Source organism: Thermoactinomyces sp. CICC 10523 (assembly GCF_016055105.1).
In the GTDB taxonomy this organism is placed as follows: Bacteria; Bacillota; Bacilli; order Thermoactinomycetales; family Thermoactinomycetaceae; genus Thermoactinomyces_A; species Thermoactinomyces_A daqus.
Window position 1 is genome coordinate 447,713 of the sequence record NZ_JAECVX010000001.1, and the last position, 12,509, is coordinate 460,221.

Annotated in this window: 9 protein-coding genes, 1 pseudogene and 1 riboswitch; of the genes and pseudogenes, 4 read left to right on the plus strand and 6 right to left on the minus strand. The window is 49.1% G+C overall.

Annotated elements, in window-relative coordinates; translation table 11 throughout:
- Nucleotides 1–70: 70 nt before the first annotated feature.
- The 3 genes from I8U19_RS02265 to I8U19_RS02275 all read right to left on the minus strand — a co-directional run bounded on the left by I8U19_RS02265 (nucleotide 71) and on the right by I8U19_RS02275 (nucleotide 3,920).
- Nucleotides 71–1,327: an MFS transporter gene (locus I8U19_RS02265; protein WP_232330988.1), complete on the minus strand. Its 1,257-nt coding sequence runs from the start codon at nucleotides 1,325–1,327 to the stop codon at nucleotides 71–73.
- 313 nt (nucleotides 1,328–1,640) lie between these two features.
- A complete protein-coding gene (locus I8U19_RS02270; protein WP_198055064.1) occupies nucleotides 1,641–3,425 on the minus strand; it encodes a B12-binding domain-containing radical SAM protein in 1,785 nt (594 codons plus the stop codon).
- Nucleotides 3,426–3,512: 87 nt separating this feature from the next.
- Nucleotides 3,513–3,920, minus strand: coding sequence for a DUF4395 domain-containing protein (locus tag I8U19_RS02275; protein WP_033099272.1), 408 nt, complete (start codon nucleotides 3,918–3,920; stop codon nucleotides 3,513–3,515).
- A 308-nt stretch (nucleotides 3,921–4,228) separates the two neighbouring features.
- A riboswitch (SAM riboswitch) is annotated at nucleotides 4,229–4,343 on the plus strand.
- A gap of 69 nt (nucleotides 4,344–4,412) precedes the next feature.
- Between I8U19_RS02275 and I8U19_RS02280 the strand changes: the two genes are divergently transcribed.
- Nucleotides 4,413–5,702 (plus strand): homocysteine synthase, encoded by a 1,290-nt coding sequence (locus I8U19_RS02280; protein WP_198055065.1) that lies wholly within the window; start codon nucleotides 4,413–4,415, stop codon nucleotides 5,700–5,702.
- A gap of 303 nt (nucleotides 5,703–6,005) precedes the next feature.
- Nucleotides 6,006–6,749, plus strand: a complete 744-nt coding sequence (locus I8U19_RS02285) for a CAP domain-containing protein (protein ID WP_370589231.1) — start codon at nucleotides 6,006–6,008, stop codon at nucleotides 6,747–6,749.
- Nucleotides 6,750–6,839: 90 nt separating this feature from the next.
- Here I8U19_RS02285 and I8U19_RS02290 read toward each other — a convergent pair.
- A pseudogene (locus tag I8U19_RS02290) lies at nucleotides 6,840–8,557 on the minus strand (ABC transporter ATP-binding protein); the annotation flags it as partial.
- Nucleotides 8,558–9,111: 554 nt separating this feature from the next.
- On the opposite strand from I8U19_RS02290, the gene I8U19_RS02295 reads away from it, so the two are divergent.
- Together I8U19_RS02295 and I8U19_RS02300 are read left to right on the plus strand one after the other, a co-directional pair.
- Entirely contained in the window at nucleotides 9,112–9,942 is an 831-nt protein-coding gene (locus I8U19_RS02295; RefSeq protein WP_033099275.1) for an aldo/keto reductase, read from the plus strand.
- A gap of 252 nt (nucleotides 9,943–10,194) precedes the next feature.
- Nucleotides 10,195–10,377: an H-type small acid-soluble spore protein gene (locus tag I8U19_RS02300; RefSeq protein ID WP_033099277.1), complete on the plus strand. Its 183-nt coding sequence runs from the start codon at nucleotides 10,195–10,197 to the stop codon at nucleotides 10,375–10,377.
- A gap of 35 nt (nucleotides 10,378–10,412) precedes the next feature.
- On the opposite strand, the gene I8U19_RS02305 is transcribed toward I8U19_RS02300, so the two are convergent.
- Together I8U19_RS02305 and I8U19_RS02310 are read right to left on the minus strand one after the other, a co-directional pair.
- On the minus strand, nucleotides 10,413–11,339 hold the full coding sequence (locus tag I8U19_RS02305) for a S66 peptidase family protein (RefSeq protein ID WP_033099375.1): 927 nt from the start codon (nucleotides 11,337–11,339) through the stop codon (nucleotides 10,413–10,415).
- Nucleotides 11,340–11,427: 88 nt separating this feature from the next.
- Entirely contained in the window at nucleotides 11,428–12,435 is a 1,008-nt protein-coding gene (locus I8U19_RS02310; protein ID WP_198055066.1) for an LLM class flavin-dependent oxidoreductase, read from the minus strand.
- Nucleotides 12,436–12,509 lie beyond the last annotated feature (74 nt).

Genomic DNA, 12,509 nt, shown 5'->3' on the forward strand with positions numbered 1-12,509 from the left:
ATTGCGTCAACCGATCCATTATATAGAATTGTTTATAACCGAAAAGACCATGCCTGTCAACGATTTTTTCTCAATACCCGCGTTTCGCCAGAATCAGCCCGCTGATGCCGCCGATCAGGGCGAAGATGATCAGGTAGGAAAAACCGACATTAAACGAAAGGCCGAGAATATACGTCCCCACCGCAGCGATGATGTTTTCCAACCCGTTTAACAGCCCTGCGCCGATTCCGACATTTTGGCTGGGAAACATGCGTTGCAGCGAACTCCAAATCGTGGGTAAAACCACGCCGTTCATCGCGGCCGATACGGAGATGAGCAGCATCGCCAGCACGAGATTATCCGTATGCGTTCCCAAAAAGAGCCCCACACCGGCAATGATGGTTCCAATCCCGGCAAAGATGGAACGTTTCATCAGGCGGTCGCTGGCAACAGCGGTCAAAATAATGGCAATTGTCATCAAGATATAGGGCAGCATGTACCAAAATCCGGTCATATGAAGGGAAAGATGGCGCACCTTCATCAGATAGGAGGGAAGCCAGAATAAAATTCCGTAAAAGACCGTCGCCATCCCCGACCAGTTGATCAAAAGCAGCCAAAAATCCGCTTTTCTTAAAACATCGCCGACACCCACGCTGGAGGCGCTTTCATCCTTGCGCCCCTTTTGAATATAGGCGAGCTCCTCCGCGGAAACAAAACGGCTTTCCTCCGGCCGGTCCTTCGCAATACTCCAAAGAATCGGGGCCATGATGATGATCCCGATGACAGCCATCACGATAAATGGGGTTTTCCATGTGCCAGTTGACAGGATGAGCCAGGTCACAAACGGCCCGGTGATAATCGGCCCCATCGTCAGCCCGAATTCCCAGAACATGTTTGCGCGAGCCCGTTCATGGGACGGGAACCACTCTTTGACCCACTTTGAGTTGAGCGGCCAGTGCATCCCTTCCCCCAACCCCAGGAGAACCCGTGAAAAAACGAGCGCCAATGAACTCCAGACAAAACCGGTGAACAAGGTCATGAGCGACCACCAGATCAGCGCGAACAAGGCGACTTTTCTCGGCCCGAAGCGATCACCCAGGTAACCGCCGAACAGATTGGACAATCCGTACATAAAGAGAAACAGGCTATTGGCAAGAGCGAGTGCACTCTCCGTGACCACTCCGTCCTTGACCATCTCGGGACCGGCGATGGAAATATTGGTCCGGTCGATGTAGGAGATTAAGAGCAAAACCCATAAGCAAACGGCAAACCACCAGCGAAAATTCATTTGTCTCACTTTTTTCGCACCATGATTCTCTTTCACAGCTTGATTTTGTGATGCAGACAAACTGGTCAACCCCCTTCTTGAGCTGGTTCACTGACCGCGGGCAACAAAGACAATTCTCCATATACAAAAATATTCCTATTATCTAATAATTTAATCGTATTGAAAAACACCATTCATTGTCAATGTTTTCCCGCTCCATTCCCCGTTCACTCATTTCGTTGACATGTGTGGCAGAAATGGAAGGGAGGAGGCTCCATGATCCGGAAAACGATCAATATTACGAGAAAACCTCCCCCATCCGGAGGAGGTTTCGTCTTAATGCGAATGTGAAAACAAAGCCTTTCCGCTTTTTCGCTTGCCCCGGAACGAACGTTCAAACGGCTTTACGCACATCGGGCGGCGGAACTTGGCGGTCGTTCACCGGCATCGTGTAACATCTGGCCGACATTCCTTGATCAGGCCGGTAAACGGCAAACAGAGCGACGTCCCGCCGAAGAATTTCGCCTGTTCGCAGATAAACGTCCAAATCGAAAGGCAACATATCGACAACCGCATGTTTGAACAGATCGCGCTCGGAAAGCCCAAGGTTTGCGAAATCGCCTGAAAGAAGTTCCGGTTGTTCCGCAGCCTGTCGCAACAGAGCAGCCTGCTCTTCCTTGCTCAAACTCAGCTCCCACCAAACCTTGCGCGGGCGGTGTTTGTGTCCGAGGTAGTAGTCGTATTTCATCAAGCCGAGAATCAGGTCAAGATGCCTGGTAGCCCGTTCCAACAAAAAAGCATGCAAGCGGGTGAACAAATCTTCCAGCTGATGACCGATCTTTTGCCAGCCCTTGCGTTCCCAAAAATCCCCGAAATCCTGGAAGAAATCAAAGGGAGACGGAAACTCCCGCTCCACCAGATAGGAAATGGTATGATCCATGCGATGGGCATTCCAGTACTTTTCCAAAACATCCTCGACGCGCTTGATGCGGACAATGTCGGAAAACGGGAGAATCTCGTTCCCCAGGATTTCATAAGGCGCTTTCTCCATAAATACATAGCCGTACTTCTCCGCTTCCAGCCGCATCCCGGTTCCCCGCAGCATTTTCAGAAAGCCGAGCTGCAACTCTTCCGGCCTCAATGCAAACACATCATTGAATGTTTTCTTGAAAGTGTTGTAATCCTCCAGCGGCAACCCGGCAATCAAGTCGAGATGCTGCGCGATTTTTCCGGACTCCTTGATTTTGGTCACGGTGCGGCTCAGCTTGGCAAAGTTCTGCCGCCGTTTGACCGCTTCGTTTGTCGGGTCGTTGGTCGATTGCACGCCGATCTCAAAGCGGAAAATGCCGGGCGGGGCCTTTTCCGCCAGAAAATCCAGCACTTCCGGGCGCATAATATCCGCAGTAATCTCGAACTGAAATGTACAGCCCCCATGGTGATCAATCAAAAACTGAAAAATCTCCAGTGCATAATCCCGCTTAATGTTGAAGGTGCGATCGACAAATTTGATCAGCTTTGCACCGTTGCGGATGAGGTAGAGCAAATCCTGCTTCGTCCGCTCGATGTCAAAATAACGGACCCCCACTTCGATGCTGGATAAACAAAACTGGCAGCTGAACGGGCAGCCGCGGCTGGTCTCAAAGTAAACAACGCGATTGGGCAGATGGGGAAGGTCTTCCTCAAACCGGTGCGGTGAGGGAATTTTGTTCAGATCCAATTTGGGGCGCGGCGGATTGATGATGATTTCATCACCTTTGCGCCAAGCAAGTCCAAACACAAAATGGAACTTTTGTTCACCGCTCAACTCGGTCAGCAAGTGATGAAATGTCTCTTCCCCTTCACCCATCACAATAAAATCGACTTGGGGCAACCGCTCCATCCATTCTTTTGTGTCATAGGACACCTCCGGCCCTCCCAGGACGATTTTCACATCCGGTTTTACTTTCTTCAGCATGTCAATCACGGTGATCGTCTCTTCGATATTCCAGATATAACAAGAGAAACCGACCACGTCGGGAGCGCGGTTAAACAGGTCGGAAACGATGTTCATCTCCGGATCCTTAATGGTGTACTCCGCGATTTCCACAGCAAATTCACGCTCACAAAATGCTTTCAAATAGCGCAAAGCAAGCGAGGTGTGAATATATTTGGCGTTTAACGTCGATAGTACGATTTTCATATAAACCTACCTCATTTAACGTTCTTGCAAAACCTCCCCTTATTCTACACCGAATGAACCGCAAAAAAAACCCGCAACGAGGCGGGTTCAAGCTTTCCGCTGCTTGTAGCGGAGATATTGGTAACGGATAAAGCATCCGATGCAAAAACCGAGAATGGCCACAAAGGCCGCGATTCCCAACAGAATGGCAAATACATACCCAACCGCCGGCACTCCGGCATAAAATCCGATCAGGCTGAGTACCAGGCAGACAGCTGCGATCATCTGGTTAAATCTCTGCTGGTCAGGATCTTCCATCGCATAGTGCGAATGCGGTTTTCTTAAAAACGGGCGAACAACCCAAAATACCGGATTTTGGCCCACGATCAGACTGTACAGCCCGGTGAGCAACGGGAGCAGCAAAATCCAGTATTGACCTGTGATCAGGGCAAAAACAACCGACAGTACCTGAAACCATTGGTTGGCACGTACCAGCGGGCGCGGGATTCCGTTCATCGGCGTCCACCTCAATGCTTATATTCCACTTCTCCTGCTTATTATACCAATTTTAAAAAAACAGACAATATTTATTCACCTGTCTCTCTGTTTGTTTTTTATTTTAAAATAAATTTTCCCAAGGCTCACCATCGCTGCGGGACCCTTCGGAAAAGATCATGACTTTTCACCAGAGTCCGGAACGCAAAAATCTCCTTCATCGTTTTTGGATCCCAAACAAATTCCCTTGCAAAATACATTGCAAAAAAAATCACAATTTATTATAATGTAGTAAATCGATAAAAAAACATATATTTTCACGTTTTATACTCTTATCCAGAGCGGCGGAGGGACTGGCCCGATGAAGCCCGGCAACCCCGGTGAGACGAACCGGAAGGTGCCAATTCCTGTAGAGACTGAGCATCAGTTTCTAAGAGATAGGAGAGGAAAATGGATCACAAAGCCTCTTCTCTGGATCAGGGAAGAGGCTTTTTACTGAGAAGGAGGAAAAACATGAGCGAACAAAAAAAGCACCAGCTTGAAACGATTGCCGTCCACGGTGGACAGGTACCTGATCCGACAACCAATGCCCGGGCCGTACCGATTTACCAAACGACTTCCTATGTGTTCAATGATCCCCAGCATGCGGCGGATTTGTTTGCGTTAAAGGAATTCGGCAATATCTATACCCGCATTATGAACCCGACCCAGGACGTATTTGAAAAAAGGGTGGCCGAACTGGAAGGAGGCGTCGGGGCGCTGGCGACCAGTTCCGGACAGGCAGCGATCACTTATTCCATTCTTAATATCGCCAATTCCGGAGATGAAATTGTCGCTTCAAGCCATCTTTACGGCGGCACGTTCAACCTCTTCAGGCATACACTGGCCAAACTGGGGATCACAGTGATTTTCGTCGATCAGTCCGATCCGGAAAATTTCCGCAAAGCCTTCACTGATAAAACCAAAGCAGTCTTCGCCGAAACCATCGGCAATCCGCAAACCGATATCCTGGACATCGAGGCAGTCGCGAACGTTGCCCATGATCACGGTGTTCCTCTCATCGTCGACAATACGTTTGCCACGCCATATTTATGCCGTCCCTTTGAATTCGGGGCTGATATCGTCGTCCACTCCGCAACGAAATTTATCGGCGGTCATGGCAACAGCATTGGCGGGGTAATCGTCGACTCCGGCCGTTTTGACTGGACGAACGGGAAATTCCCGGATCTTACCGAGCCTGATCCCAGCTACCATGGCGTCCGATATACCGAAGCGGTCGGCCCATTGGCCTACATAATCAAAGCCCGCGTTCAACTGCTGCGCGACACCGGCGCCGCCATTTCTCCCTTTAATGCTTTCCTTCTCTTGCAGGGACTGGAAACCTTGCATCTGAGAATGGAACGGCACAGTGAAAATGCCCTGAAAACAGCGAAATATCTGGCAGAGCATGAAGCAGTGGAATGGGTAAACCATCCCGGCTTGCCAACCCACCGCACCTATGAGCTGGCGCAAAAATACCTCCCCAAAGGCCAGGGAGCCGTTTTCACCTTCGGCATTAAGGGAGGTTTGGAAGCCGGCAAGAAATTTATCCAAAATGTGAAGCTCTTTTCTCATCTCGCCAATGTCGGTGATGCCAAATCATTGGTCATCCATCCGGCGAGCACGACCCACCAGCAACTGTCGGAAGCGGAACAGCGCAGTGCCGGTGTAACGCCTGAACTCGTCCGCCTGTCCGTAGGCATTGAGTCGATCGACGATATTCTTGAAGATCTCGATCAGGCTTTGCAGAAAAGCCAACAGTAAATACACAAGCAAGTTCACTCAATTGAAGGCAAAACACCTTTCTCCGGCAATAGCCATGGGGGGAAGGTGTTTTTCTGTGAAAGTTCGTTGCCGGCTAATGCCACGGTGTCCCCCCTCACCTGCTGGCTAACATCCGGTCAGCGGATGCCTTTTCTCTCCATTTGCTTTAACCCCCACCTTTGAAAGGAAACCAATCCCACTTCCAACTATTTCTACTAAATATCGTCAAAACCTATGTTATCCTCTAATAGAGAAACGCTCAGCTTCACTGTTGAGCCAGGAAATGAACAGGAGGGTTATTCTGTGAAAAATCGTCGTATTTTGACTTCATTGGCAATTGCAGGAGCATTGGCTGTCACCAGCCCGCTTACAACTTTTGCTGCCGGCAAACAAGATCCCGGTACAGAAGCTGATTCCGCCAATTCCTCTTATTGTCACTATATTCAAGAAACCTTGAAAGAGTTGCATCTCGATCAGCTTCTCAAACAATACGGCATCAAAGTGGACTCGCTGGAAATCATCCAAAACCGGCCTCAATCCGTTCCGGTACAGCCCAAGCAGATCCAACAGCAACCGGCTCCGGTCAAAAAGCAACCTGCAACCAACCAGACGACAAAACCGGCATCGACCCCACCGTCTTCTTCCGGACAACAACAAACCGGCTATACGCTGAGCGAATACGAGAAACAAGTGGTTGACCTTGTCAATCAGGAACGGGCCAAATACGGGTTGCCTGCCCTGAAAATCGATTCGAAATTGAGCCGGATGGCACGGGACAAAGCACAAGACATGCATGACAAACACTATTTTGACCACAACAGCCCGACTTACGGCTCCCCATTTGACATGATGAATAAGTATGGCATCCAATACAACAGCGCCGGAGAAAATATTGCCATGGGGCAACCCACTCCGCAAGAGGTTGTGATAGACTGGATGAACAGCAAAGGACACCGTGAAAATATCTTGAATAAAGATTTCAATTACATCGGTGTCGGTTATGTAAAAGACGGAAATTACTGGGTACAAGAATTCATCGGAAAATAAACGGTTATTTGAAAACATGCAGCTCACGGCGGGCTGCATGTTTTTTGTCTCGCGCTTTGGCTGATGCATGACAGAAAGGGCGAATAAAGAGCGCGGGGTCTGTGCATACACCCCATCTCGTGCAAGTAACTCATCGTGCGTGCCTTGTTCCACAATACCACCCTCCGTCAGTACAATAATTCGTCGGGCATTGCGGATTGTGGAAAGGCGATGGGCAATCACGAGGGTTGTACGTCCTTGGGCCAATGATTCCAGTGATTCCTTGACAATGCTTTCACTCTCGTTATCCAGCGCGCTCGTTGCCTCATCCAAAATCAGAACGGGTGGATTTTTCAAGAATACGCGGGCAATACTCAGCCGCTGCTTTTGCCCACCAGACAATTTGACACCTCTTTGTCCGATCTTGGAGTGATAGCCGTTTGGCAAGCTCATAATAAAGTCATGTGCATTGGCATGCTTGGCTGCCCTGATAATTTCTGCATCGCTCGCCGCTGGATTTCCGTAGCGAATATTTTCCAACACTGTTCCCGCAAAAAGGTAAACATCTTGCTGTACAATACCGATGTTATTTCTTAATGATCGCAGGTCAAGATCGCGGACGTTGATTCCGTCCAGCAACACCTCCCCCTCTGTCACGTCATAAAAACGGGGGATGAGCGAGCATAATGTAGTTTTTCCCGCACCGGACGGACCAACCAACGCAACGTACTCCCCGGGTTGTATACGAAGCGACAGATTTACCAATACATTGTCCAAATGGTCTTCGTAACGGAAGGAAACCTTCTTGAACTCAATCTCTCCATGTACCTGTGGCAAGGTTATGGCATTCGGTTTGTTTTCGATTGCCGGCTTCAGATTCATGATTTCCATAAAGCGCTGGAAGCCCGTGATCCCTTCTTGAAACTGCGTGCTCATATGAGTCAACTGTTGAATGGGTTCAATCATAAAGCCGATATACAGTAGGAAAGTAATTAAATCAGCTAACTCTAAAGTATTATTCACAATACTGACACTGCCAAAGATAATCACCGTGATCATAATCAGTTGGATAAACGCTTCAACACCATTGAAAAAATACGCTTCCGCCTTGTAAGTTTTTTCCGGCTATCGAGGAAACAATTATTTTCCCGGTTAAACTTCTCAATCTCCACGTGCTCGTTGGCAAACGATTTTACCACGCGGATTCCCGACAGACTGTCCTCCACCTGTGCGTTTACGTCCCCGATTCGCTCTTTGTTTCTTCTTAATGCCTTGTTCAACTTCTTATTAAAATACAATGTGAAGACACCAAAGAATGGCAAAAAGCAGAACACAGCGATTGTTAAAGGGGCGTTAATGAAGAACAAAATGACAAATGCTCCAATAAAACGGGCGAGATATTTGACGTAGTCTTCCGGGCCGTGATGGCAGAGCTCGGAAAGCAGTAGCAGGTCGTTCGTTATCCGAGACATGAGCTGACCTGTCTTTTCCTTGTCGTAAAAGCTTAAGGAAAGCTTCTGCATATGCGCGAACAACTCACCGCGCATATCCCTTTCCATACGGGCACCAATCTCATGACCTTTGTAGTCTACAAAATAGTTTCCGACATTCTGGATCACGACCAAAACAAGCATCAGCCCGCCGATCTGGTACACTTCATCTAACGCAGTGGATAAGTCTCCTTCCAGAACATCTTTCGTTATATACCGAACGAGCAATGGAAACACCAAACTCACAGCAGAAACGATCAAGTCGCATGCCAATACCGAAAGAAACGGCATTAAATACGGTTTGTAATATGAGAAAAATTTTTTTACCGGAAAACGCATGATTTACCCCTTTTTGTGTTATTTAAATAAACACATATAAGGGGTACATCATTTACAGATAAGAGGATGTCACACCCTTATATGTTTGTACGGTTTGATTTGTCATGTTTTTCATGTGAACGGCCTCCTTGTTCGTTAATAATTTCATTTTAAATGAGTTTATGCAGAAGTATACACTATATTTATCGAATTTATAATATATCAAATAATCATAAACGTGTATCTCTTTGCACGGAGTGACAGGTGACAGTTCGAAAAAAATCATATACGTCAACCGAGTTGTTCTCCCTGCCAACAGAGCATGCGAGCCTCGGTTTCGGCTTTGCCGGGAGATGGCGGTCAACGTTGGCTCTGCCTTGAAGCCGTCCCGGTTACGTACTACTATGAAAAGGAGAACGTTATCCAACAAAAACAACTTTTCTTTTACCCCGGGAAACAAACCGGGGAGGGAAGTGGCTCTCCCCTGAACGGCCATCGGGAAATTCAGGGACACCACTGCCCGACGGCAACATGTCTTGCCCAGAAACATATTTTCACAAAAAGGGAGCGATCACATGGCTCTGGATCTTACCAGCACGACCACGTTACATAATGGTGTGAAGATGCCTTGGCTCGGTCTCGGCGTTTACAAAGCCCGGGAGGGAACTGAAGTCATCAACGCAGTCAAGGCGGCGCTGAACACGGGATATCGAAGCATCGATACCGCCGCGCTCTATGAAAATGAAGAAGGTGTCGGCCGGGCAATCAAAGAATCCGGGATTCCCCGGGAAGAGATCTTCCTGACCACCAAAGTATGGAATACCGATCAAGGTTATGACACCACCCTGAAGGCATTTAACGAGAGCCGCCGAAAATTGGGGGTGGATTATATTGACCTCTATCTTATCCATTGGCCGGTAAAAGAGAAATTTATCGACACATGGAAAGCACTCGAAACATTATACCGGGAAGGACAGGTTCGGGCGATCGGTGTCAGCAACTTTCAAATCCATCATATCGAGGAATTGAAAAAACACAGTGATCTGCTGCCGATGGTAAATCAAGTGGAATACCATCCCCTGCTGACGCAAAAGGAACTGCTTCAATACTGCAAACAGGAAGGGATCCAGCTGGAAGCCTGGAGTCCGCTTATGAGAGGAAATAACCTCGATCACCCGACACTGACAGCCCTTGCCGAAAAACACGGCAAGACTCCGGCTCAAATCATTTTGCGCTGGGACTTGCAGCACGGAGTCGTCACGATTCCCAAATCCGTGCGCGAACACCGCATCAAGGAAAATGCAGATATCTTTGATTTTGAACTCTCCCCCGCAGAGATGGACCAGATCGATGCAATGAACCAGAACCACCGTTTCGGCCAGCATCCCGATCATTTCAAATTTTGATGAAAAAGCGGATAGGACGGGAATGGCCCCGGGTTTTCCGCTTACGGCAAACTCCCGAAACGGAAATGTCCGTCGGACCGGGTGCTTTTTTGCTTCAGTTCCTTCGCCGTCCCTCTCGTTGAATTTTGCCAACAGCCCCAATCAGGGAAAGGGCCCGGGTTTCTTCGGAAAAAACGGGTTCGGTGCGCTGCGTACAACGTATAACTCCGGCCACAATACGTAACCCTATGGATAGATGAGGAGGGATTGCGCATGGATCTGGAACGTGCAAAAGAGATTTTAAAGTCTCCGGAACACATCGAAGTCACCTACCGGGGACGCCCGGTCTGGATTGAAATGGTCGATGAACACGCTGAAAAAGCTCAGGTGCATGAAGAAGTCAACAAGGATAATGTCATGATCGTGCCTGTTTGGGATCTGGAAGATAAAGGTTAGAGCAAACTGCCTCAGGGAACTGGGGCAGTTTTTTTTCAGCAGGTTACGCCGGCTTCCTGAAATTGCAGCCATCGCCCGCCTGCATCCATTTTTGCCCGGACCCCGACCGGCAGTGTCAAGTTGACATTGGTATGTCCCGCTTTCAATCCATAAAAAGCGGGGATGCCAAGGGGCTTCAAAATATCTTCCAAAACCTGTCTCACGGTTAAACTCTTCGCATCATCCGCTGCTTCACAGTCGGTACATTCCGTTATAACAATCCCGCTTGCCTGCTGCAACTTTCCGGCCAGTCTCAGCTGGGTGAGCATGCGGTCAATCCGGTATGGCTCTTCCTCAATCTCTTCGATGAAGAGAATGTGTCCCCTGGTATCCACTTCATACGGCGTACCGAGCAAAGCCGCCAGGAGGGACAAATTTCCGCCGACCAACTTCCCTTCCGCTTCACCTTGGACAATGGTGAACGGACAGCTTTCCGCTGAGGAGAGGTATCCGCCAACTGGACAAGGCCGGGACAGGTGCGTAAAAAGCGTATGCCAGGAAAGGGCATCGAAGCGCTTTGCCAGTTCAAACACCATCGGGCCGTGAAAGGTAACCAATCCCGTCCGCTGATAAATCGCCACATGCAATGCGGTAATATCGCTATAGCCGGCAAAAATTTTCGGATTGGCCCGGATGATTTCATAATCGATCAGATCCAGCAGACGAGGGGTTCCGTACCCTCCTCTCAGACAAAAAACAGCATCCACTTCGGGATCGGCAAACATCCGGTTGATATCCTCCGCCCGAATCTCATCCCTTCCAGCCAGATAACCGTAGCGCTCTCCCAGCGAACGACCGGGCTTCACCCGATAACCAAAGCCCGCCAAAATTTCAAGTGACATTTCCAATTCCACCGGATCAGTCGGGCTCGCCGGGGCGATAATGCCAATCGTGTCGCCCGGTTGTAAACATTTTGCTTTCATTTCTTTCCCCCTTTCAGCATTCGGACAAAAAATTCGATCTGTTCGGAATTCAGGGATGACGGGATGGAAACTGCCGACCATGCGTTGGTCAGCAGTCTTTTTTCAAAGCAAACGCCTCCGCCAACAGGCGGTATGATTTCAGTTTGGAGGCAAAGTCATGCATCAGGGTTACTATCATAAATTCTTCTGTACCATATTCTTCGCCGAGTTGAAGAATTCGCTCTTTCACCCGTTCTTTTGACCCGACGATCATCCGTTTGCGGTTCTCTTTTATGCGATAGCGGTCATAGGCAGAATAAGGATAACGGAGCGCCGTTTCAACGGAAGGAATCCCGTTGGCTGCACCCCCCTTTTCAATCAAGAGCAGGGATAAATCCAGGCTCGCGGCCAAATGCTCCGCCTCATCATCCGTTTCCGCGCAGACGACGAAAATGGCGAGAATGGTTTGCGGCTGCTGATTCAATTGCGACGGGCGAAAATGTTCCCGATAAAACCGAACCACATCGGCTCCGCCTTCTCCGTTGATAAATTGCGCAAATGCATACCCCGCTCCCTGTTGGGCAGCGAGCAAGGCACTGCCGCCGCTGGAACCGAGCAACCAGATCTCCGGTGCAGTTCCGATCAGCGGAGTCGCACGCAATCCCGGGTACTCAGGGTGCTCATGATCATGGAGAAAGGAAATCAGATCCGCTATTTGCTGCGGATAATGGTCTGCATAAGAGATTTTTCCTTCTTGGAGCGCTTTGGTCGCCAGCGGCATTCCTCCCGGTGCCCTTCCCAGGCCCAGGTCGATCCGGTTCGGGTACAATGCTTCCAGCACCTTAAAGTTTTCAGCCACTTTATAAGCGCTGTAGTGGGGGAGCATCACACCGCCGGAGCCGATCCTCATTTTCTCCGTTTTGGCCGCAAGATGGCTGATGAGCACTTCCGGACTGGAACCTGCCAGGCTGCGGGTGAAATGATGCTCGGATACCCAAAAACGGTGAAATCCCAGCTTTTCTGTTTCCTGCGCCAAACGGGCCGTGTCCGCCAAGGCCTCTTCTGCCGTTTTTCCTTCCGGAATCGGGGATTGGTCCAACACGCTCAGTTTAATCAACGAAGTTCACCTCTAATCATCCGTCATCCCTGAAGATGGCGGTGGACATACTAATTTTTTTATAGTTACCTTAA